At 31.5% G+C, this 23,098-nt stretch carries 27 protein-coding genes and 2 pseudogenes; 9 read left to right on the top strand and 20 right to left on the bottom strand.

What is annotated here, in order from left to right:
* The first annotated feature begins 227 nt into the window (after positions 1-227).
* Positions 228-1,262 carry an LLM class flavin-dependent oxidoreductase gene (locus RAH41_RS07145; RefSeq protein WP_331221530.1) on the top strand — a complete coding sequence of 345 codons (1,035 nt, stop codon included), beginning with the start codon at positions 228-230 and terminating at the stop codon, positions 1,260-1,262.
* A 47-nt stretch (positions 1,263-1,309) separates the two neighbouring features.
* On the opposite strand, the gene RAH41_RS07140 is transcribed toward RAH41_RS07145, so the two are convergent.
* From RAH41_RS07140 to nagZ, 6 genes are all read right to left on the bottom strand, one after another.
* Entirely contained in the window at positions 1,310-1,771 is a 462-nt protein-coding gene (locus tag RAH41_RS07140) for an SRPBCC family protein (protein WP_331221528.1), read from the bottom strand.
* 182 nt (positions 1,772-1,953) lie between these two features.
* Positions 1,954-2,382 (bottom strand): DUF4395 domain-containing protein, encoded by a 429-nt coding sequence (locus tag RAH41_RS07135; RefSeq protein ID WP_331221527.1) that lies wholly within the window; start codon positions 2,380-2,382, stop codon positions 1,954-1,956.
* Between the two features lie 209 nt (positions 2,383-2,591).
* Positions 2,592-3,218: a sporulation-specific diadenylate cyclase CdaS gene (gene cdaS, locus RAH41_RS07130; RefSeq protein WP_331221526.1), complete on the bottom strand. Its 627-nt coding sequence runs from the start codon at positions 3,216-3,218 to the stop codon at positions 2,592-2,594.
* A 130-nt stretch (positions 3,219-3,348) separates the two neighbouring features.
* Positions 3,349-3,735 (bottom strand): RidA family protein, encoded by a 387-nt coding sequence (locus RAH41_RS07125; protein ID WP_331221525.1) that lies wholly within the window; start codon positions 3,733-3,735, stop codon positions 3,349-3,351.
* Between the two features lie 78 nt (positions 3,736-3,813).
* On the bottom strand, positions 3,814-4,050 hold the full coding sequence (locus RAH41_RS07120) for a hypothetical protein (protein WP_331221523.1): 237 nt from the start codon (positions 4,048-4,050) through the stop codon (positions 3,814-3,816).
* Between the two features lie 104 nt (positions 4,051-4,154).
* Positions 4,155-5,786: a beta-N-acetylhexosaminidase gene (nagZ, locus tag RAH41_RS07115; protein WP_331221522.1), complete on the bottom strand. Its 1,632-nt coding sequence runs from the start codon at positions 5,784-5,786 to the stop codon at positions 4,155-4,157.
* A gap of 188 nt (positions 5,787-5,974) precedes the next feature.
* On the opposite strand from nagZ, the gene RAH41_RS07110 reads away from it, so the two are divergent.
* Both RAH41_RS07110 and RAH41_RS07105 read left to right on the top strand, forming a co-directional pair.
* Positions 5,975-6,880: an alpha/beta hydrolase gene (locus RAH41_RS07110; protein ID WP_331221521.1), complete on the top strand. Its 906-nt coding sequence runs from the start codon at positions 5,975-5,977 to the stop codon at positions 6,878-6,880.
* A 189-nt stretch (positions 6,881-7,069) separates the two neighbouring features.
* Entirely contained in the window at positions 7,070-8,026 is a 957-nt protein-coding gene (locus RAH41_RS07105) for a hypothetical protein (RefSeq protein ID WP_331221520.1), read from the top strand.
* 29 nt (positions 8,027-8,055) lie between these two features.
* On the opposite strand, the pseudogene RAH41_RS22600 reads toward RAH41_RS07105, so the two are convergent.
* From RAH41_RS22600 to RAH41_RS07085, 4 genes and pseudogenes are all read right to left on the bottom strand, one after another.
* Positions 8,056-8,238: pseudogene (locus RAH41_RS22600) on the bottom strand (hypothetical protein); the annotation flags it as partial.
* Positions 8,239-8,311: 73 nt separating this feature from the next.
* Positions 8,312-8,599, bottom strand: a complete 288-nt coding sequence (locus RAH41_RS07095) for a hypothetical protein (RefSeq protein WP_331221519.1) — start codon at positions 8,597-8,599, stop codon at positions 8,312-8,314.
* A 152-nt stretch (positions 8,600-8,751) separates the two neighbouring features.
* Positions 8,752-9,939, bottom strand: coding sequence for a helix-turn-helix transcriptional regulator (locus RAH41_RS07090; protein ID WP_331221517.1), 1,188 nt, complete (start codon positions 9,937-9,939; stop codon positions 8,752-8,754).
* Between the two features lie 261 nt (positions 9,940-10,200).
* The gene (locus RAH41_RS07085; protein ID WP_331221515.1) at positions 10,201-10,767 is read right to left on the bottom strand and encodes a DUF1643 domain-containing protein; all 567 of its coding nucleotides are present in this window, start codon (positions 10,765-10,767) and stop codon (positions 10,201-10,203) included.
* A 216-nt stretch (positions 10,768-10,983) separates the two neighbouring features.
* Between RAH41_RS07085 and RAH41_RS07080 the strand changes: the two genes are divergently transcribed.
* Both RAH41_RS07080 and RAH41_RS07075 read left to right on the top strand, forming a co-directional pair.
* A complete protein-coding gene (locus tag RAH41_RS07080) occupies positions 10,984-11,772 on the top strand; it encodes an HAD family hydrolase (RefSeq protein WP_331221514.1) in 789 nt (262 codons plus the stop codon).
* Positions 11,773-12,290: 518 nt separating this feature from the next.
* Complete coding sequence (locus RAH41_RS07075) at positions 12,291-12,854, top strand: hypothetical protein (RefSeq protein WP_331221512.1); 564 nt, start codon at positions 12,291-12,293, stop codon at positions 12,852-12,854.
* Between the two features lie 68 nt (positions 12,855-12,922).
* On the opposite strand, the gene megL is transcribed toward RAH41_RS07075, so the two are convergent.
* The 6 genes from megL to RAH41_RS07045 all read right to left on the bottom strand — a co-directional run bounded on the left by megL (position 12,923) and on the right by RAH41_RS07045 (position 17,146).
* Positions 12,923-14,119 (bottom strand): methionine gamma-lyase, encoded by a 1,197-nt coding sequence (gene megL / locus RAH41_RS07070; RefSeq protein WP_331221511.1) that lies wholly within the window; start codon positions 14,117-14,119, stop codon positions 12,923-12,925.
* A 374-nt stretch (positions 14,120-14,493) separates the two neighbouring features.
* Positions 14,494-14,625: a hypothetical protein gene (locus RAH41_RS07065; RefSeq protein ID WP_282439847.1), complete on the bottom strand. Its 132-nt coding sequence runs from the start codon at positions 14,623-14,625 to the stop codon at positions 14,494-14,496.
* Between the two features lie 549 nt (positions 14,626-15,174).
* Positions 15,175-15,249, bottom strand: a complete 75-nt coding sequence (locus RAH41_RS07060; protein WP_331221970.1) for a hypothetical protein — start codon at positions 15,247-15,249, stop codon at positions 15,175-15,177.
* Between the two features lie 92 nt (positions 15,250-15,341).
* Complete coding sequence (locus RAH41_RS07055; RefSeq protein WP_331221508.1) at positions 15,342-16,043, bottom strand: aspartate/glutamate racemase family protein; 702 nt, start codon at positions 16,041-16,043, stop codon at positions 15,342-15,344.
* 44 nt (positions 16,044-16,087) lie between these two features.
* Positions 16,088-16,456 carry a DUF4180 domain-containing protein gene (locus RAH41_RS07050; RefSeq protein ID WP_331221506.1) on the bottom strand — a complete coding sequence of 123 codons (369 nt, stop codon included), beginning with the start codon at positions 16,454-16,456 and terminating at the stop codon, positions 16,088-16,090.
* A 297-nt stretch (positions 16,457-16,753) separates the two neighbouring features.
* Positions 16,754-17,146 carry a spore coat protein gene (locus RAH41_RS07045; protein WP_331221505.1) on the bottom strand — a complete coding sequence of 131 codons (393 nt, stop codon included), beginning with the start codon at positions 17,144-17,146 and terminating at the stop codon, positions 16,754-16,756.
* 334 nt (positions 17,147-17,480) lie between these two features.
* On the opposite strand from RAH41_RS07045, the gene RAH41_RS07040 reads away from it, so the two are divergent.
* The 3 genes and pseudogenes from RAH41_RS07040 to RAH41_RS07030 all read left to right on the top strand — a co-directional run bounded on the left by RAH41_RS07040 (position 17,481) and on the right by RAH41_RS07030 (position 19,074).
* Positions 17,481-18,116, top strand: coding sequence for a pentapeptide repeat-containing protein (locus RAH41_RS07040; protein ID WP_331221503.1), 636 nt, complete (start codon positions 17,481-17,483; stop codon positions 18,114-18,116).
* 137 nt (positions 18,117-18,253) lie between these two features.
* Positions 18,254-18,445, top strand: a pseudogene (locus RAH41_RS07035) (chromosome condensation regulator); the annotation flags it as partial.
* Positions 18,446-18,540: 95 nt separating this feature from the next.
* A complete protein-coding gene (locus RAH41_RS07030) occupies positions 18,541-19,074 on the top strand; it encodes a cysteine hydrolase family protein (RefSeq protein WP_331221502.1) in 534 nt (177 codons plus the stop codon).
* 151 nt (positions 19,075-19,225) lie between these two features.
* Here RAH41_RS07030 and manA read toward each other — a convergent pair whose 3' ends face one another.
* Entirely contained in the window at positions 19,226-20,170 is a 945-nt protein-coding gene (gene manA, locus RAH41_RS07025; RefSeq protein ID WP_331221501.1) for a mannose-6-phosphate isomerase, class I, read from the bottom strand.
* A gap of 23 nt (positions 20,171-20,193) precedes the next feature.
* Positions 20,194-21,066 carry an ROK family protein gene (locus tag RAH41_RS07020; RefSeq protein ID WP_331221500.1) on the bottom strand — a complete coding sequence of 291 codons (873 nt, stop codon included), beginning with the start codon at positions 21,064-21,066 and terminating at the stop codon, positions 20,194-20,196.
* A gap of 400 nt (positions 21,067-21,466) precedes the next feature.
* Here RAH41_RS07020 and RAH41_RS07015 point away from each other — a divergent pair, with 400 nt between their 5' ends.
* Entirely contained in the window at positions 21,467-21,670 is a 204-nt protein-coding gene (locus RAH41_RS07015) for a hypothetical protein (RefSeq protein WP_331221498.1), read from the top strand.
* A 228-nt stretch (positions 21,671-21,898) separates the two neighbouring features.
* On the opposite strand, the gene RAH41_RS07010 is transcribed toward RAH41_RS07015, so the two are convergent.
* On the bottom strand, positions 21,899-22,345 hold the full coding sequence (locus RAH41_RS07010; RefSeq protein ID WP_331221497.1) for a hypothetical protein: 447 nt from the start codon (positions 22,343-22,345) through the stop codon (positions 21,899-21,901).
* Between the two features lie 93 nt (positions 22,346-22,438).
* Entirely contained in the window at positions 22,439-22,996 is a 558-nt protein-coding gene (locus RAH41_RS07005; protein WP_331221496.1) for a hypothetical protein, read from the bottom strand.
* Between the last annotated feature and the right edge of the window lie 102 nt (positions 22,997-23,098).

The raw sequence follows: 23,098 nt of genomic DNA, 5'->3' as shown, positions 1-23,098 counted from the left end.
AATTTATTCTATACATTTATTTACAAATTTTTTTCTTTTTACCAAAATTACTTCTTGTTACCATCTGAAGTTTTCCTGTATAAATATTTCCAAGTTCAAAAACTTGTATTATCTCTTTAGATTTTCTATAATCTTAGCATACTGTATATAATTAAAACACAGTTTATCAAATGAAAACGTCTCGTTATTTCCATATATTGAAAATTGTTATTTAGGAGGAAAATTTTATGATGAATAATCGTTTCCAAGATAAAGTTGCTAAGAATTTAAGTGAAATACCTTTATCTGTATTAGACTTAGCACCAGTTGTTGAAGGAAGCACTCCTGCTGATGCTTTTAAAAATAGTCTTGATTTAGCACAGCACGCTGAAAAATGGGGATATCACCGTTATTGGTTTGCTGAACATCATAATATGCCAGCAGTTGCAAGTTCTGCAACTTCAGTTGTAATTGGACATATTGCAAGTGGGACATCAACGATTCGAGTTGGTTCTGGAGGCATCATGTTACCAAATCATGCTCCATTAGTCATAGCAGAACAATTTGGTACATTAGAATCACTACATCCAGGTCGTATTGATCTCGGATTAGGTCGTGCTCCTGGTAGTGATATGTCTACAACTAGAGCGTTACGTAGAGATTTACGCAGCCATGAAGACTTCCCTGCTCAATTAGAGGAATTACGTAATTACTTTAATCCGCCGGGTGGAATTGGCAGTTTAACGGTTCAAGCTGTACCTGGTGAAGGTTTAAATATACCAATTTGGTTACTAGGATCAAGTGGCTTTAGTGCTCAGTTAGCTGCTGAACTAGGTTTACCATTTGCATTTGCAGCCCATTTCGCACCTGACTATACAGTTCAAGCAATGCAGTTGTATCACAATAACTTTAAACCATCTGACGTATTAGATGAACCATATGCAATGATTGGCTTAAATGTTGTTGTTGCTGACACAGATCAAGAAGCAAAAAGACTTTTCACAACTCAGCAACAATCATTCTTAAACTTAATTCGAGGTGGTAAACCAGCTCTTTTAAAACCACCAGTTGACGATATGGATGAAATTTGGAGTCCATTCGAAAAAGAAACACTTGAAAATCAAATGAAACTATCTGCTATTGGTACAATTGAAACCGTTACTGAAAAACTACAAACAGTATTAAATATAACAAAAGCTGATGAGATAATGGTAAATGGTTCTGTTTTCGATCATGCAGCACGTTTATATTCATATGAATTATTAAGTAAAATATCAAAATAAATAAAAAAGGAGAGTATTAGATGCTCTCCTTTTTTATGTATAGTAGCTTAATCCTGTTCTTTTAAAGCTTCTTGTTCGACTCTTTGTATAAATTCATGTACTGCTTTTAAATTATTCCCCTTTGGATTCGCTAGCTTTAACATTGCTCGTCCGATAAAATTTACTCCAGCGTTCGTGCCTTCATAAATAAATTTTGTATGTTTATCGTCGATTTTTTCTAATATAAATGTCAGATTCGTTTCAAATGCATTTGCTAAAACAAAATGGATTTGCTTTTTTTTATATGATTCAGTATTTTCATATGCTAAAGTTTCAACAATATAAGATTCTACACGTTTTCCTTCTCTATAACTTTGCTGATGCTTTGCACCTACTTCGTTTTCGTTTTTATCGATTAAATTATGCTCTTCAACTTTTGGCATGATTTTCTTAATATTTTTATCTAAAAATAGACTCCATACTTTTTCAATATTTGTATTAATAACAATATCTTCGTTCCATTTTATCATTATTTCTATTCTTCCTTCCTGAAGTAATTCATTTATTTTTAAAGTTAACCCTTATTTAATTTTCTTTAAAACCTTGGAGATCACCACAATTTCATATACTAGTTATATTATAACGAATTATGTTTTCATCTCATAAAAAATAGCCCTCTCATTTAATGAGAAGGCTCTGATTTTTATTTAATTTACCTTAAGCTTTTTCGATATTTATATTGGTTCCATTGAAAATGAATATAGCATCCAATACAAAATCCATTGATTGCGATGAATGATGCTAATGCGACCATAATTGAAAACACATAAAATAATACGTTCCAACCGACTAATGTACCAATAAATGCTAGAGATAAGCAGGTTACTGCAATTGTTTGATTAAAATTTTGTTGGTCTTTATCCTCTTGCTTATAGCTCGATGGTTTATTTTTTAAAAAACGTTTAGCCAATTTTATGATTGGATGGAAATCAAAAAGCAATCCACAAAGACCACTAATTAAAGGAATAAGTAGTAGCCAGTACTGACCAGTGACCCAAGTTAATATAACAGAAATAAAGATTGTCCATTGATTTGTACGAACTAAAGGTAATGGAATTGTATTTTTTTTTGAATTAGACATAGATAAAACCAACCTTTCGTATCGGATTAATTAAGTATAATATGATTTCAAAAACAATACAATTCATAAAATCAGAAAAAAGTGAAAATTAAAAAAGTTGTCTATTTTAACGACCTTTAGGTACTCTTATTCAACTAAAGCATTGGGTTAATTGCTTATACTCTTTACAGAACCAAACAAAAAAAACGATCAAAATGACCGTTTCAGTTTTAATTAATAGGTGCTCCATATTTAACAGGATATAAGCTTCCTTTATAAGCGAAAGATATATTTCCCGTTTCTTCTGATACCACTAGGGCAAGTGCATCGCTTTGTTCGGAAATTCCAACTGCTGCTCGGTGCCTTGTTCCAAGTTTTTTATTATCGTATGTAATTTTAGAAAGTGGAAGTACATTACCTGCTGAGATGATCATGTTATTTTCAACAAGAACTGCTCCGTCATGTAACGGGCTACCTGGATAAAAAATTGACTCTAGCAATGCTGGAGATAGTTTTGCACCGACGTGGATCCCTGAACTCATCAACTCATCAAGTGAGTCGTCTCTTTTTACAACAATTAATCCGCCATGTTTGCGTTTGGATAAGTGTTGAACTGTGATTGTCAATTCATCAAAGATATCAGTATATGGAGATAGGTATGAATTTAAATAAAATGAGGCTGCATCCATTTGTAAATCATTAAAAACTCGATGGATATTTTCAAATTCCGTTAATATGCCGCATCCTTTATTTTCAATTCTTCCAATCATGCCTTCGATTTTTAAATTAAGTTGAGTTAGCGTTTTGGTTATATTTTTTCTTACAGTGGGATTTAATTGAGACTCGAATTCATCCATTTCAATTTTTCATCTCGCTTTCGAACCGAATTACCTCCACTTAAGTTTCCCAAAGTTAGCTGTGTTATACCAATCATTCCCATCATGTTTATTACAATCACAATTGATGGTAAGTAATGAACTTTGTTGATTATCTTGCTGCCCATGCTTCAACTTCTATTTTAATATCAGGATTTGCTAAAGCTGATACATAAGCATAAGTTGTTGCAGGTGGGTTACCAGAATGAAATTGGCTCCAACACTCTAGAAAGAATTGACGATCGATTTTCTCAGTTAGCCAAAAGTTTAGTTTAAAAAGATTATTAAGCTCGACTTTCTCACTCTCTAGGATGTTTTTTATATTCTCAAGTGCATTGACAAATTGACTTTCGATATCGTTTGGAAATACTCCATTTATATCGTTTCCTACTTGACCTGATAAAACAATTAGCTCTGCATGTCTTGGGACAATTGTGACATGACTATATTGGCCAACTGGTGCTGCAACAGATTCGGGGTTTACTTTTTTTATTTTCATTTTTATTTCCTCCTTTTTTCTTTCAAAAAACCTCAAATGTCATAAACATTTGAGGTAGTCTTTTTATATGTATACAAATCATCTTAATAGTTCGATTACTCTAGCTAATCCTGTAGGTGTTAGTGAAATATTAAATAATGAAGCAATTTCTTTTTGGTCTATATCACTCTTAATCCAAGTTAAACCGTTTATAAATCCTTGCATTTCCAATTCTATTAATGCAGGTTCGACATCATCAATTTCTACTCCTACTTCATTATGAAGCCCTTTTTCGAAGTCCGGCTCTTTTTCTTGAAGTTCTTTAAAAATAGCCAATAGCATTAATCCTGCATCTGAAATCTTACTACCCAGAAAGAACACCACCTTTTTAGATTATTTATTCTACAAAAGGTGGTAATTTCCTTTTTTTGCTAATTCTTCTACTTATTTACTAACTTATTTGTTTTTTCAACAAGCCTTTGTAGATCTATCGGCTTTACTTGATTGTTATTTAGTTTATATTTTTGTTTAAGTAAAATGATTCGTTTTACACTTTCGTTTATACGTTCTTCTGAAATTGTTTTGTTTTTCACGGCTGTTTCGATTTCTTTATAAACAGCTTTTACTTTGTTAGGATCATGAGCAACCATAATGATATCACTTCCAGCTAAAATAGAAGTAACCGCTGCTTTTTCTAATTTATAATTTTTTCCAATTGCATCCATCGTCATGTCATCCGTCATAACAACTCCATCATATTTTAAGTCATCCCTTAACATTGAAGTAATGATCGTTTTAGACATTGATGCTGGATTTTTCGGATCAATTTTTGGTAATAAAATATGTGCAACCATTACAGCATCTGCGTTTTGGTTGATTGCGTCCTTAAACGGAATTAGTTCCAATGATTTTAAATCAGTATACGATTTATTTACAACAGGTAATTCTAAATGTGAATCAACTGACGTATCACCATGGCCCGGAAAATGCTTAATAACCGGGATGATATTCTCTGATTGAATTCCTTTCATTGTTTGTATTCCTAAATTACTTACAGTTTTTGGATTATTACTAAATGAACGATCACCAATGACCGGATTTTTAGGATTACTATTTACATCTAAAACAGGTGCAAAATCCATATTTAAACCAAAAGCTTGTAGCTGTTCTCCAAGTATTTGACCAATTTCAAATGAAAATTGTCCATTATTTTTCTTTCCAATTATCTCGTTTGACGGTATTTGACCAAGATTTCCTGGTAAACGAGAAACTCTGCCGCCTTCTTGATCAACTCCGAATAAAATCGGTAAATGATTCTTTTGATTAGCAGCCTTTATTGAATTTACAAGTTTAACGGTTTGACTGTTATTCGTTAGATTTTCATTGTAAAAAATAAATCCACCAATATGAAATTGTTCAACTAGTTCCTTTAAACTACTTGAATAATTCGGTCCGTAAAAACCTGAGATAATCATTTGACCTATTTTTTCTTGAAGTGTCATCGCATTTAAAAGCTGATCTAGATTAGTGCCAGTACTAGGATTAAATTGGTCAATTATTGAGACTGACGTATGATGCAATGTTGGATTATCATTTTCACTGGTTGGTCTTGGTAAGATAAACTTCAGTTCAATATGATTAGGCAGTTCATAAACTAAAATAATTTGATCAACTTGTTGATCCTTATAATATTTAATTTTACTTGGCTTTTTTAATTGTTTGATAATAGCGTCATAGTGAATTTTTTGTAATTTAGCATCATAAGATCTCACTTCATAAATTCGCTTTTGTTGATCATATCCTACTGCAAATCCCTGCTTTTGATAGGTTAAGTACGTACCATTAGCAACCTGATCTTTTTGGGTAGATTCTCCATATTGCTCCGTTAGATCTTTTAAGAAAGTCTTCCCTACTTCTATATTTTTTTGGTTTGGAATTTCTCCTTGTTTAGCGCTTGAAAGGATATTATTTAAAATTTCTTCGGTTGAATACGCATGTTTAGTCTCTGTTTGGTGATTTGTATTTTTATTTGGTTTCGATTTTGAAGAATCTTGGAAAACTTTATCTTTCACCGCAAAGTAAACACTTGTACAAACAATTAACAATAGTATGAGTAAAATGATAGCTTTTTTGATACTAATCTCCTCCTAAAATATTATTTTCCCCTCTTTACTTACTTATATTTCCATTCGTTAAGTGGGTACCTTCTAACGAATAGGTGCATACGATGAGAAAGATTAACGAGGAGGGACTAATTTGCATGACAAGAAAAAAATCCCATGAAATGATTCAACTGATCGACTACAATCATCAAAATATGAATAATCCTTATTATGATTATCACCAATATTGGTATAACAAATATCAATCATATCCTATTCATCAACAGCATCATTCAATTGACGAATCTGACATTTTTTATCGTCAGTATGCTCAAGCTACTTTCGTTTTAGTTCACGGCTCATGGGTTGATCCATACTTTTGGCACGGAATAGCACGAGAACTACAAAAAATGGGACATATTGTTCACACACCACAGTTACCTGGACATGGTACAGATAAAGATAAAAATGTAAATCATGAGTTGATTACAAAACAAGTTGTTCATTATATAACGTCTAATAAGCTTAATAATATTATTTTAATCGGTCATAGCTTTGGTGGTACAGTCATTCAAAAAGTCGCTGAACAGCTTCACGACCGAATTAAACGATTAGTTTTTTGGAATGCTTTTGTTTTAAATGATGGTGAAAGCTTGGCTGATCAATTTCCACCACAAACACAAAAATTCCTTTTAGACTTAGCAAAACAATCTTCTGATAATACAATCAAACTACCATTTCAATACTTCCGAGATGTGTTTGTTAACTTGGCTGATTTACAAACGGCGAGGCAAATTTATAATGCGACAACACCTGAACCGGCAACCCCTCTTGTCGAAAAGCTAGATTTAAAAACGTTTTACCAATTATCTATCCCAAGAAGCTTTATTAATTTGCAAGAAGATACAGTAGTACCTGCAGGCGCAAATTCGGGTTGGTATCCCCATATTGCTAGTAGATTAGGAGTTTATCGGTTTATACAAGGTAGTGGCGATCATATGTCAACTGCAAAAATTTACCCAAGAAAAATGGCACAATTAATTGTAAATGCTTCGCGAGACTAAAAATGGACTTTGTTAGTTTATGATTGTATCACTTAATTTATTTACCTTTAAGTGAAGTGAATTTATTTAACTTCATTTAAAGGTAATTTAAATAAATTTTAATCCTATTAATATTTATTTAATATTTTTGTAACATGTACTATACTAATAGTATGAAAAATTTTAATATTATATTATTAGGAGACCGAAATGAATAAAATAAAGAAAATCGCAACTATAGCAACTGCAACAACTCTATCAGCAGGTATTCTATTAGGTATGCTACCAACTGAAACTCAAGCAGCAACGAATACTAAAGTTGTCCAAGCTCAAAATGATTTAAAAAAACAAGTAAGCTCTTATATTAAAGTACTGAACAACTTAAAAAGTGAAATCTATTATACAGATCAAGATGTTTATGATTATTATAAAGAACTTCAAACTGATGTTACTTTATTTAATAAGTACGGGTATACAGGGAAAGAAGCACTAGTGAAAAAAACAGCGAGCTTTAAAACAAGAATTGATAAAGCACGTAAAGATAATGCAGCAGTGGACATGAAAAAAATAACAGCACAGTTTAATACATATATTAAAAAAGTAGATTCAAAGAATGCTAAAACATACTTTACTACACAAAAAAATAAATTGACGGCAATTAGAAATTACCAAAACCACACATATGATACGATTGAGTCATATGTATACGATATCGAGGATCAAATTTATACTGAAAATTTAATTTATATTCGTAAGCAATTACCTACTGAATATAAAAACTATGAAACTGAATACGCTTTAGTGGATCAACACTTTTATGGGATGACATCTAAACAACAAGAAATTATTAGCTATGCATACGATGTTCTTGATATGGATTACACAACACATCGTCAAATTGAAAAAGATCTAGATTCTATGTTTGATCAGTATTTTAAAAATGGTTTTGATGAAATCTATGAGATAGAAGATAATGAAAACTTAGATAATGCAATTCAAAGCAGGAATGTAGCAAAAGCAAAAGTTGCTCTTGTAAATGCAACTACCGTTTTTAAAAAATTTAATAGTGCTTACAACCAATTTGAAGCAGTAGCCGACGTATATAAAACAAATCTAACAGTTAAATTCGCTAATAAAGTAAAAAAAGCACCTGCTACACAACAATAAGATACATCTAAATAAAAACAGTCCTTTGTAAGAAAATCATCTTTTCCTAAGGACTGTTTTTTATGTTTAACTTGATTTAATTTTTCTTGTTTCGTTTTTGTTCTACGCGTATTTAAATCTAACATCGCAAATGAACTTCTACTTAATTCTGGATTACGTTTACCTTCTCTAACTAGTTTGTCTCGTAATTTTCTTGCTTTTGATTTGCTCATTCTTTCCACCTCTTTTAACTTCATATTTCTATTATATACAAGCAATCAAAGTTTTCCACTAACACTTCGCCATTTATTTTTTTGAAATTGGAATAAAGTGATTAAATAAACCAACAACTTTTATTTCCTTATCTAAAGCCTTAACCTCGTAGACTGAAAAAAAGACATAATCTTTCTTAGTTGTAAACTTATTAATCAGTTTTTCTCCTAATAAGTCAATCCCAAAATCAAGATATTTATTTTTTGATTCCAATTTAAGTTGATCCTTTGCCCAAGTGACAAACTCACCTTTAGAAGGATTTGTTTGTGCAGATATAATTAAACAGATTGCAAAAGCCCCGATAATAAGTAATTTTTTCATAGAGTCACCTTTTCATTCTTTTTACTAATTCTATGATAAAGGATATTACTGAATTGTCCAGAAAATTTCCCTTTTTATTAATATAATGACTATAAAAAATAAAAAAGGGTCCTTAGAGACCCCACAAAGTAAAAACAAGTTTAGTTAGAACCTTATTTAATTACTGCATTTTTTACAATTTTTGAATCTAAAAATGGAACCACTGACAAAATTTCATTAATGCCATGTTTTGATATAGCATCTAAAGCAAGTTCATTAAGTAGGTCACCTTCTATAAACGGACAGATTGGTGCTAATGACTTGATCCCATCGAATTCATAACTCTTTCTTACGCATTCATCAATTATGTCATTACTAATAAATGGTGCCATTGATGCTAGTCCTTTTATACCATTTGTTTTAAATTCTTTCTTTGCACATTCATCGATTATTTCATCACTGATAAATGCTGCCATTGATGTTATTTCTTTTATGCCATTTTGCTCAAACTCTTTCTTTGCACACTCATCGATGATCTCATCGCTAATATATGGTGCCAATGACGTTAATCCTTTTATACCGTTTGTTTCAAACTCTTTCTTTGCACATTCATTCATAACTTCTTCACTGATAAATGGTGCCATTGATATTAATCCTTTTACACCATTCGTTTCAAACTCTTTCTTTGCACATTCATTTATAACTTCTTCGCTAATAAATGGTGCCAAAGTTGTAAATCCTTTTATACCATTCATTCCAAACTCTTTTTTCGCTAATTCATCAATTAACTCTTGAGATAGAAACGGTGCTACTCGTGATAATTCTTCAATTCCAGTTGACTCAAACTCTTTCTTCGCTAATTCACCAATTACATCGTTACTAATATAAGGTGCCATTCTTGATAATTCTTTGATTCCTTTCGAATCAAATTCTTTCTTTGCACATTCATCGATTATTTCTTCACTAACAAATGGAGCAATATCCGCTGTATCGGTAATCGTAAGGTCGTTCTCAACATTTCTAAAAACTAAGTCAGCTTGATCGATCGTAAGAATCGGTGCAATCGTTAAAAATTCATCTTTTTCAACTTCTAACTCAATTGAAGAATCCGGATTATCTTTTTCAATTAAGTTATTGATCAATTGCACACCTTTTTCATTACATAAAATTTCATCAATGCTTACATGAAAAATTTCAGCAAGCTCTGGTAATTTAGAAATATCGGGCATAGTCTCTCCACGTTCCCAGTTACTAATTGCTTGAAAGCTAACACCTAATTGATCAGCTAGCTTCATTTGTGTAATCTTGTTTGCTTTTCTTAATTGAGCGATTTGTCTTCCTACTTTTTTCATATCAAACATTTAGATCACCTCTATGTAAAAGTTAATTTCATTGTATCTAGTTAATTGAATAGTTAAAATCAAGTGTTACTTGAATGGAGGAAAAATGGACTCAAGTAATAATTGAGTTTCTAGAAAATCAGCAAATTTAGTAAAGTTCATTCTGTCTTGAACTTAACTTAATGCTCAATTTATTATAACAATTTTTATTAATATAAGTATTTGAATTTTCAAGCAATAAAAAAACAACCCAAAATGAGTTGTCTTCAGAAATAGCATTCATTATTCTTTTGTAGTCCATTCGTAAAGTGCTTCAAAATTTAATTTCTCTAACCAATGTCTTTCCGCTAAAATCACTGGGTGAATCAAGATATCTTTTCGATTTGAGTCATCACAAAAATTAAATAATTTATCTTTATAAGGTTCTAACAGATCTAGAACTTCTTTTATTCGCCATTTAAATCGTTTACTGGAACCCCAGCCAACTATTATAATGTCTGCGTTACTAATCGCTAATTTAATTGCTTCATCGTTATGTTCGCCAACTTCGCATTCTTTCCCTTTTAGCTTTGTTGAATCCGGTTCCATTAATGCAAAAAGATTTACTAGTTCTAGGGATCCGAAGTTACCTTTCTTATAATCTATAAAAAAGTTAAGACATCTCGCCAATATATAATCACTCTTTAGGTGATCTGCTCTACAAGGATTAAGTAATACAAGTGTAGCTTTCTTTTTTGATTCATCCCAAGTTCTTGTAAGCGAATATCGCATTAATTTATTTTGTTTATCAAAGACCGCCTTCGTTTTAATTTGCATTGAATGACAGTTTACAAAATCCTCAAATGACATATACTCACTCTTTTCATCATTAATTAAAACAAAATCAACAAGGTATTATATTCGATTTAATCGTCATTTGTACTAAATAATTAATTTAAAATAAATAATCCTTACATTGAATTTTTTAAAAAAAGTGAAATTTTAGTAACTTTCTATTTACTAATTCATATTTTCCTAGTACGATAGTGGATAATTTATACAGTTCATATTAGGAAGGGGCTTTTTATGATTAAAGGAATCATTTTTGATTTGGATGACACATTACTTTGGGACCAAAAAAGTGTTCAAGTTGCATTTGCAAATACATGTAAGCTTGCTACAGAAAAATACGGTATAGATTCAGCTGAGTTTGAAAATGCCGTTCGTAATGAGGCTAGAAAGCTTTATGAATCATACGATACATACGAATTCACAAAATTGATTGGCATAAATCCATTCGAAGGACTATGGGGGAATTTTTTAGATGATCATGATCAATTTCCAAAAATGAGGGAGAATTCACCTACCTATCGAAAAAATGCATGGACACTCGCCTTAAAAGCATTTGGAATAGATGATCCAGAATTTGGTCATTTATTAGCCGAAACATTCCCTAAAGAACGCAAAGGAAACCCTTTTGTATACGATGAAACATTTGATGTGCTTGATCGATTAAATGGACAGTACAAACTACTCTTACTAACAAACGGATCCCCTGATTTGCAACATACGAAACTTTCAATTACACCAAAGATTAAAGAATACTTTGATCAAATACTAATTTCTGGAGACTTCGGAAAAGGTAAACCTGATCCAAGTATTTTTGAACATGCCCTCTCATTAATGGAACTCTCAAAAGAAGAGGTCATTATGGTTGGAGATAATCTTATGACGGATATCTTAGGCTCAAGCAGAATTGGAATGAAAAACGTTTGGATTAATAGGCATAATAAAGAGCGAAATGAAGTTGTACCTACTTATGAAATCACTCATTTAGAAGAGCTTTATCCAATTATTGATTCGTTGAATAAATAGGTCTTGTTAAAAAAATCTAGTGGTCCAATTTCATGTGGGCTTGCTGGATTTTTTTTATTGATTGGGTATTAGTTCGTCATTACTCAAGCAAGTGCAAATAAGTTCCTGGAATCATAATTAAAAATGGCAAATCTGTAATTAAATTGCAGGAACTACAATTAAAAATTCTAGTAATACAACTAAAAGGATGAAAAACGCAATTAAACTAAAAATATCCCCATACTACTATCCGTATATCATGCTTCTTTTCGTCAAAAGCTGGTGCCTTTAATAAATTGTAGTCTAACCAGACAATTCCGCCAAACTATCAAATCAAACATCCAATTTGAATCGACATTATTAAATAAATATTACGATTTTGACTAGATATACCCCCTATTTATGTCAATAATCTTAAAAATCTTCCCCTTGAAAGACTGCTCGTCCTAAAAATTTTCTTAACTAATGATATTAACCGTTTCGATGAGTAGGATTCGATTCATAAAATGTAGTATCAAATTTATGGAGGTTAACTACTATTGTCGGAACAACATGGAATTAGCATATCTAAAAGCACTTCTCCAGAGAATAGAAATCATATTTTAAAAAGAGCTAAGAAATTACTTGGGAAAAAGGTTTTTTTGGAGACATTTTTATTCAATTATAGAGGAAGATTAGTATCAATTAATGAGGACCATTCATTCAATGTAATCATTTTGGCTTCGGATGAGGTGTTTAGGCAAATTACAATTGATTCAGCACTGGTTATTGAGATTGGTAAATTAACTTGTAAAAGTGTTTCTTCAAGAAATGAGCAAGGAGATTTTTCAAGTGATAAGTCATGGGAGGCAAAGAGACATTATATAACGGTAGCTGAAAGTACGTCTCCTCAGACACAAAAAAGAATTAATCGTCTTGCCAAAGAATTAAAAGGTGAGGTAGTTATCGTAAAAACATTAATTTATCACTATGTAGTTTGCATTAATGAAATTCATGATTCATATATTACAGTCCACCAACTTATCGATTTCGTTCCGCATTATACCATTGAGTTTAAGATTGATAAAAATATTATTTATGAAATTGTTGATTTTCCAATTTAATTTTAGATCTAAACTAAAAAGTACTTTCTAATTAAATTTTAGAAAGTACTTTTTTTATCAACTCTAGATTAATAAACTGTATTGCTACTAGATTTCAGTAAAGCTTGTTGTAAATCGGCTACGATATCTTCCCATGCTTCTAATCCAACTGACATGCGAAGCATATTTTCTGTAATGCCCATTTTTTCTCGTAACTCTTTTGGAACAACAGCATGTGTCATCGTCGCCGGATGTTGCACTAATGTTTCTGTATCCCCTAGACTAACTGCTATTTTTATCATTTCTAAATGATTAATAAATTCCTGTGTATCTTTCTTTGTCCCGTCAATTGTAAATGCGAAGACTCCGCCACCTTTTTTCATTTGCTTACTTGCAATAAAATAATTTTGACTTTTAAAATCTCCTGGGTAAAATACTTCCTTTATCATTGGATGCGATTGTAAAAATGAGACGACCTTTTTTGCATTTTCACATTGACGGTCCATTCGAACTGCTAATGTCTTTAATCCTCGAAGCAGGAGCCATGCATCAAATGGTGACATAATTGCTCCTATATCTTTTCGAATAGGTATCATTCGATCAGCTAGCTCTTTTGTTTTACAAACAACAATTCCTGCAACTACATCACCATGACCACTAATATATTTCGTAGCGCTATGTAGCACAATGTCACAGCCTAGTGTTAATGGCTTTTGTAAATAAGGTGAACAAAATGTATTATCAACTACTACGGTAATATGATTTTTCTTTGCAACTTCGACAACCATTTCAAGATCAATGACTTTCATTGTTGGATTGATCGGTGTTTCAATAAAGATAACTTTCGTGTTTTCTTGGATTAAGTTTTGGATTTCTTCCTCAGTATCCATTTCACAAAAGTTATGTTCAATTCCAAATTTACTCTCAAGCATTTCTAAAAAGCCATACGTGCATCCGTATATGCCTTTTGAACATAAAATATGGTCACCGGTGCTTATTAAAGAAAAAATAGTAGCAGACACAGCAGCCATTCCGGAACCAAATGCTAACGCTACTTCTCCTTCTTCTAATGCAGCCATTCGTTCTTCTAAAATTTGAACGGTTGGATTTCCTAACCTTGAATAAATAAAGTCATCTCTTTCTCCTGCAAAGGACTGCTCTCCATGTTGTGCAGTAGGAAATGTATAAGTAGACGTATGAAATAATGGCGGAGTTAAACTCCCGTTATACTCACTAGTTTTGTAGCCTTCGTGAATCAACTTTGTATCAAACTGATTTTTCTTCATTTCTAATTAGCCTCCTTAATTAAGTGCGTGTTGATCAAACGATAATGAAAGCAAAAAACAAAAATGAAAGCCCTTACAAAATATTCACTTTGACTACTTCTATATTTAGGAAAGCAATACCTTTTAATAAATCCTACTATAGGTAAAATTACACACTCTTAATCTAATATAAGATTTAAATAGAAAATAGAAAGTAGCGAAATGATTAATTTTACATTGGTTCTTTCTATCTACTCACTAAAATATCTTTCCTAACTTTTTCCCTATTATTTTTTCGTTCGGTTTAATTGCAAAATCTTGATTGATAATGGAAAAAAGCACTTTCTAAAATTCTAGAAAGTACTTTTTTATTCTAAAAATTATTCTCTTTTTAGTTAATCCTCTAACCACTTCAGAATTTCATCGATTCCAATCGCTTCTTCAACTTCTGGAAATTTCTTAATAAAATTTAAATCGGTATCATTTGGTATCAATTCATCAAATTCGTTTGGATCATGGAAGCTCATTGACTACACCTCTTTAGTAATTTTATTTAATTTTTGTATTGTAAACAAACTTACTTAATAAAATACATATCCAATTTTTAATGAAAAAGTACTTCGATTAACTTAAAATGGATTAATTATAATAATAGTTCGTATTTTTTTTATTTTTTCCTCTTTTTTTTATAAAAAAACTTGTACAAAATAGTTCAGTGTCTAGAACAAACTCTTGCTTTCGACCATTTAATATTATATGTATTTCATTAGATGTATTTTATGATCACATTTATTACCGAGACTATATAACGATGATTTTCTTACAACATTTTATTACTGATTATAAAGTCATCCCTATAATTCCTTCTTCTAGTCTTATGTTTAATCTAAAATTATCACTATTCAATTCGAAACTTTTTCTCCTGAACTACCTTTTCAACTTATTCCCCCGAATTGATTTTAAAAGTAATACAAGCCATTAAGAAAAATTTCATTTATGTAGATCTCGGTCCAAATAAAGTAGGTGTTATCTCAGTTAGAAATAACATCTACTTTTTATTTACATTCCTAAACTTCCTACTTCACCATTCCATTCCGAAGTGCCGTTATGACTACTTGTGTTCGGTCTTCGCAGCCAAATTTTTGTAAAATACGATGGTCATGTGACTTAACAGTACCTTCCGTTATATTTTATCAATTTGGTCTTTTCGAAGTCCATAGGTCATTTCCTGAAGGATTTCTTGTTATGATTGCATACCTAATGCAAAATCCACAGCACTCTCAGCATGAATTCTTGTCGTATCAAAAATAGGGATACTGCAATTTTCCTGAGAGATCAACATCGTTATTTCAGTACATCCTAAAATAACCGCTTCCGCTCCCCGTTCAATTAAATGATCGATTATGTTTAAATAAATTTGCTTAGATTCTTCTTTCACAATTCCAAGACAAAGTTCCTCATAAATAATGGTATGTATTAGTTTCCTTTCAGCTTCATTTGGGACAATAACATCTAAACCAAACTGCTCAATTAATCTTCCTTTATAAAAATCATGCTCCATTGTAAATGCTGTTCCTAACAAAGCAACTTTTTTAATTCCATTCTTAACAATTTCTTTAGCAGTTGCATCAGCAATATGTAATAAAGGAATTTTGACCGATTCTTCAACATCCTTTGCCATCTTATGCATCGTATTCGTACAAATAACAAGACAATCTGCTCCACTTGTCTCTAGCTTTTTAGCTATTTCAATCATTATTTTCGTTAACTCATCCCATCGATCCTCAAATTGAAGCGTTTTAATTTCCTGAAAATCGACTGAATACAGTAAGCTTTTTGCGGAGTGATGGCCGCCAAGCTTTTCTTTCACACTTTCATTCATAATTTGATAATACAGTAATGAAGACTCCCAACTCATACCACCAATCAGCCCGATTGTTTTCATCAATATTCAACTCCAATTTTTTTATCTTTTGTCAAAAATAGTGATTAGTTAGCTTTTGATAATCGATCAATTGCTTCTTGTTTTGTTGAAACAAAAAATACATTATTCCCTTTATTACACTCAAAAATGAAATCTTTTAGTGCCTTACTTGTATAACTAGAAAAGTCACCTATAATCGCAAACTTAATATTGTAATTTACGAATTTTTGAAGCACAGTACCTGCAAGTTTCGTACTAAGATTGAAAAAGTCTTCTGAAATTGCTTCTTTATTAAGTGCTATACGATTACTTTGATGATCGTAACTTATAGTCATAATAAGATCTAAAGCACTTTGTTCATCCATAAGAATGACTGAATCTGCATTGGCGATTGCAATTTGTTGCCCATTCACTTCTGCTGTTTTTATATTCATCTCCGCTTCCCCTTTCACCGTTTTTATTATTTCTACTATTTTAAAACAAAGAATATGTAGCGTGAAGCGATACTTTTTCTAATAATTAATTATCGATGAACACTAAAATACCATCTATTTTAGTCGGATTGATTAAAATAGATGGTACTAAAATCAAAATCAGGATAACTTTCTTTGAAGACAGGAGACTATCAACAGTTTCAAAAAAAGTCATAATTCCTAGCAAAAAATCATTTAACAATTTTGAATAAGAGGTTTAGGACATAAACAGTTTGTCCTATTCTTCTCCAAAAATTATTAGCCGATTTTTGCTACTATTTGTGCTAATAATGCAATTGCAGCTTGAATAACTGCTTCAAATTGAAGTTCAGTTTGTGTTACTACAATTGTATCAGCTTTTTCAATTAAAACAGATTGTGATTGTAATTGAACGTTCTCTAAAGACTGAGCAACTTTTTGTAGCTGACTAATTCTTGGATCATCACCAAAAATTAGAATTACAGCTTCAATTGCTGCACTTAGTGAAAGTTGTACTAAAACTAAAGCTTGAGCTTCAGTCTGAGCAACTGTAACATTGTGTGAATCACGAATTACTAAACGTTGCAATTCTGCTTGTGCATTTTCTATTCTATTAAAAGATCCTTGTCTTTGAGCTACACTAGCTTTAGACACTGGACGCATTGAATTCATAAAATCACCTCCTGAGTTTTAATATAATTTATTCAAAATAATAGAAAGTAGATTGGACAAGTATCCTAGTATAAATATGGAAATTTTAATAGAATTCGATTTTAAAAAAATTGAAAAAAATGGTACAAGCCGCTTTCATATTCGATCTTAAATTTATTTATAAAACGAAGAATTTGGCAATAAAGATAACGGTTCTCTTTCGAAAACTGAGCTGTTTTGTACACAGACCTACTAAAATTAAAAGTCTTTTTTTAAAACTCAAAGTTCTTTATAGTAATGAGTAGTTAATCATGGATGTAAGTTTCATCCAACTTATTTAAAGAGAGGAATCACTATGAAAATTGATACACCTACTATCCCCAAAGAATTAATTGCTAAAAATTTTTATGACATTTTTTATGAAGAGGATCCAGAATTAGGAATGTGTGAGATCTCTGGGTCTGTTTTTGAAAATGAAGTTGTAGAGCGTGTATTTTTATATAAAGTCGTTATCAAGAATTGTAAATTTACGAATACAGATTTTAAAAACATCAGTATGACTGATGTCTATTTTGAAGACTGTGATTTATCAAATTGCAATATGAAAAATTCATCTATCCACAAAGTTATCTTTAAAAATTGTAAATTATTAGGAGCAAATTTTACGGAATCTAGCATTGGTAATGTACAATTTGAAAATTCTGTTTTAAATTTGGCACTATTGGGTGAATCAAAATTAGAAAAAGTAATTTTTCTAGACTCTGTTCTAAAAAGTACTGATTTTTATGATTGTAAATTCAAAAAAGTAAATTTTAATAGATGTAATATTGATGGAGCAAATTTTGAACAAACTTCTCTAAACGGTATAGATATTAGTAGTTCTACTTTTAATGAATTAACAGTTTCTATTAGTAATTTAAATGGCTGTAAGGTTTCATCAAATCAAGCTGTCCAATTTGCAACATTGATGGGCCTAAAGATTGTAGATTAGATGTAGAGTATTTGATTAAATCTAAAGATTTTTAGTTAGAAGTAGATTTAAATCCTGTTATGAATTGGAGTGGTAAAAACATGGATTATACTTCACCGAACAAAGCGGAGTTAAAAGTGAAAATGTCGCATAAAGATTCTATTACAGCTGGTTATCGTCATTCCGTCGGGCTTAAATCAGATGGTACGGTCGTAGCTGTAGGTCGAAATAACGATGGCCAGTGCAATGTAAGTGAATGGCACAACATTGTGGGGATTGCAGCAGGTGACTGGCATACAGTAGGGCTTAAATCGGATGGGACTGTTACAACTGTCGGTAATAATCGGTTTCTTCTGAAAATAAAACTACTCCTCTTCTATTAATAATGATAAATTTTCTTTTATAAGGTGTAAAAAATATCCATTTTTCTAAGGGGGATTTAGAAATGAAAAAAACAGCTCTTTTAGTAATTGATGTACAGGCTTTTATGTTCTCCGAATCTAATCCGGTATATAACGGGGAAAGATTATTAAATAACCTAAACAAATTGATCAATAAAGCAAGGGCTACGAATACTCCAATATTTTATATACAGCATTCTGAACAAGGTTCTCCACTTGAATACGGTACACCTGGTTGGGAAATTCAGTCAGATATTGCTCCAATTGATGGAGATATCATTATACATAAAACAACACCAGATTCATTTTTCAAGACGAATTTAAAAGTAGAACTAGCAAAAGAGGAAATTAATCATCTAGTCCTGGCGGGAATTCAAACGGAAATCTGTGTTGATACAACGACTAGAAACGCTTTTGGAAATGGATATGAAGTTACACTTGTTACGGATGCTCATAGTACTTGGGATTCAGATGAGCTGACGGCTGAACAAATTATTAAACACCATAATCAGACCCTGCGCTGGTTAGCTGAGCCTAAAACTACTAGTGAAGTTGAATTTAAAAAGGCAGCTAATTAGCTGCCTTTTTTTCTTAACAAACGCAAGCATTCTTCTTTGTCCCTCGCCAATCTGCGCTTTTACAACTTAGGTAAATTCGTGCCTCATAAAGCAAGCGGTCGTATTCAGTCTGGAAACATTCTGAAGAGATCCCTTTGTTTTCCCTTAATTCTTAAGTATGCGAAACAATTATTTCACAATCTCCATCTAAAACAAATTCCCCAAATCCAACAGGAATGATGAAGTTCGAACCTTTTGATAAAATATATTCCTCACCACTATGAATCAGTTTTCCATTACCGTTTATTACACTTAAAAGTAAATAGTGATCATTATAGGTTAAATAAGCTTTTCCAGTAATATCCCATTTATAAACAGTGAAAAATTCTGAATCTACAAATGTATTAATCTTTATATTTTCTTTTTCTTCTGTCTTAAATTCCACCTTTGCTTCTTGATGAGGAACTGTTGTTACATCGATGGCTTTCTTTAAATGAAGCTCTCTTAAATTACCTTCATGGTCTTTTCGATCATAATCGTATACCCGATAAGTTGTATCAGAGCTTTGTTGTGTTTCTAATACAAGAGTTCCTTCACATAATGCATGAATCGTTCCACTTGGGACATAGAAAAAATCACCCGGCTTAATTTTTACTCGACGAAGTAAATCTGACCATTCGCCTTCTTTAATTTGCCTAATGAGTTCTTCTTTTGTTTTGGCATTATGGCCAAAAATCATATGTGCATCTTCTTTACAATCAAGAATATACCAGCATTCTGTTTTCCCAAGGTCACCATTTTCATGCACTTTCGCATAAGAATCTTCAGGATGTACTTGAACAGATAAATCCATATTTGCATCTAATATTTTCGTTAAAAGTGGGAAAACTTCTTCCTTTGGATGACCAAATAACTCCGGTTGCTTTTCCCATAATTCATTTAATGCAATTCCTGCAAAGGGGCCATTTTCAATAATAGATGCACCATGAGGATGAGCTGAAATTGCCCAGCATTCACCCGTATTTTCATTTGGTATATGATAGTTAAAGTCTGATTTTAAAGCTGTTCCACCCCAAATTCGTTCTTTAAATACTGGTTTTAAAAATAATGGTTGCATGCTAATTTCCTCCTATAGGCTATTTAAACTAGTGCATTTTTATTTAAAGCATTCTTTGCAAGCATAAGAGCTCCGGTAATTCCAGCGTTATTACCTAAACCAGGTGGTACTATATATTCATTCAATGCTGGTAAACTTACATAATCGGAAACTACCTCTTTCAAATATTTGTAAACACTTTCAAAAACTTGTATTTGAATCATAACGCCTCCACCAAGAATGATTTTCTTAGGCGAAAGAATTAATATGTATTGCATAAGTGCTTGGGCAATATAGTATCCTTCTAAATCCCAAACCTCTTTTCGATTGATTAGATTTGAACCTATTTTTCCCCATCGTGCTTCAATTGCAGGTCCAGAGGCTAAGCCTTCTAAGCAATCACGATGGTATGGACAGTTCCCTACAAACTCATCATTGGGATGACGTCTAACTAATATATGTCCCATTTCAGGGTGTGTGATTCCTTGAAGTAAATTGCTATTTACGACAGCTCCAGCCCCTATACCCGTTCCAATTGTTAGATATAAACAGCTATCTAACCCTTTTGCTGCTCCAAAAGTAGCTTCACCTAGTGCCGCTGCATTCACATCGGTATTAAATCCAATCGGAACAGAAAAATGCTGACTAATTGCTTGTACGAAAGGAAAACCTTGCCATGCCAATTTAGGAGTTGATGTAATCGATCCGTAAGTAGAGCTCTCCTCGTTTACATCAATCGGACCGAATGATCCAATACCAATTGCTTTTATGGAATAGTTCTTAAAAAATTCAATTACTTGTGAAATCGTTTCGTCTGGCACAGTTGTTGGGATTTGAATACGCCTAATTAAATTGCCATTTTCATCTCCGATAGCACATACAAACTTTGTTCCACCTGCTTCGATTGCACCTAACATTTGCCATTACCTCCAATTAAAATAAACTAATTAAACCTTACATTATTTAAAGTAGTTAGAAGCTCGCCTTACTTTTTTTGTATATAGAAACATTTTTATAGGGATAGATTGTGATTAATTTCACATGTTTTATTGGAAGAAATATATTTAATCCATATATACTTATGAAAGCTATATAAAAATAAGACTCTTTTCATGTACAAAAAAAAGAAGCCCTTCCCCACGAGCGACTTCCCGTAAATTTAAACTCCAAATGCATAAGTAACTCAATACTAAAAAATAAATACACAAAATTGCATAACATATTTATTAAAATCAACACTTGTCCATTTCTTTTTGCTTGTCCAAACATATGATGTAATTGTTGAGATGAAATTTAAAAGAAAAGGTGTTGTTTTTAATGAGTTGTAACTGTAATAATGGGAGAAATAATGAGAGAAATAACGAAAGAAATAATAATAGAAATAACAGAAGAGATAGAGAAATTACATTTAATGCGAAAGTTACGGTTAATCAAGATGAATTCTGCCGTGCAGTAGACCGTTGCGACGATGAAAGACGCGATAATTTCGGTCGTCGTTGTGACAGATGGTGGAACTTTTAAGTTCAAAAAAAGCGAAAAAGGAAATTCGTTTTTTCCTATACTTTGAATTAATTGAATGATAGGATACTCTTCAATGTCTTTTAAGAGAACATCTATCCCTTCCTTTAAATAGGGATAGATGTTCTTTGTTTATTCGATAGTAATTCCTTAGGTAATAACTAGCCTGCTTTTTTGTCACATAAAAAAATGAGTTGCTAGCAACTCGACCATACTTTAGTTGAATACGGTTCAGTTTTTTTCTCCTTCATATCCTCCATAATAATCAATGATTGCTTTTAACTCGGTTAATGTTGACGTTAAATAACTTTGTTCACTTTCAAATTCGAAATGTAAAAAATTCTCCTCGGATGGATACTCTTGAAAACTTCCAAGTATTGTAAATTGACCGAGGTCTGTAAATTCGAGCACTAATTTAAGCTCTGATTCAGTATTAGGAAAATTAACTTTACCTTTTAATTCTTTGTAGCATTTAAAGAGTTGTTCATAGAATTCATCAATTTGACCTGTTGAAAACCACAGTTCGGCATCTTTTACATAATAATTTCCACTTTTTATTTCAATCTTTCCTCTAACATCGTAGCCACCTAAAAAACTCTTTTCATTTGGATAGCCAATAACTTCATTTAGTTTAATTCGGATATATCCTTGTTTACCGCCAAGAAAAAATTGATACACTTTTCTCATCTCTTTCCATTAGATACCTTTAATTCAAACATTGCAGAAAACGTTATTATTTAACAAGTAAGAAATTATGCAGAATGTTTAATTTCATTTAAAACCTTCTAAAATAAATAACACCTTTCTAAATAACTCATCTTTAGTCAATTCCTTAGGGACAGTAATAATATCTTTTTTGAATTGCTTAAGACTTCTATAAACTTCATCAAAGAAAATATGATTAGGTACAATAAAGTAACTTGTATTAGGTATCTCTAATGATTTAAATACTTTATTCCCATCATATATTAAATTTTCAGGCTTCGATCTCAAAAATATATGTGTGTTACACCCATCATTTTTAAATAGATACTCAATTGCCATAAAATCTTCATTTAACCTGATAACTTCATATGGTTCTTTTTCTTTGTCGGCAATGAAAAAAGACAACTCAGTAACATAGCTTAAAATAGGTAGATCGTAATTTTTTACTTTAAGCTCTTTATTAAAATTTTCACTACTTTTTACAGGTAAAAATTTATCCATAAAATCTTTATTATCAATACTAAGATTTAATTTACCCATAATCCTCTCAAAGGCATCGAAATCCTCGTCTATTTTAGTAAAGTCAAAGTCCAAGTTAATTGCAAAATCTATTCTAAAATCCATAAATTGATTTTTCCTCTTTTTCATAATACTGTTGAATGTTTAAAAGTCTACTAGACTCACAATCTCTTAATGAAAAACAAAAGAGTCACCAAAGAAACTCTT

Origin of the sequence: Gottfriedia acidiceleris, assembly GCF_036421055.1 — a bacterium.
Lineage (GTDB): Bacteria > Bacillota > Bacilli > Bacillales > Bacillaceae_G > Gottfriedia > Gottfriedia acidiceleris_C.
Note: the sequence above shows the minus strand (reverse complement) of the source record. Positions and strands in the feature narration are given on the sequence as shown.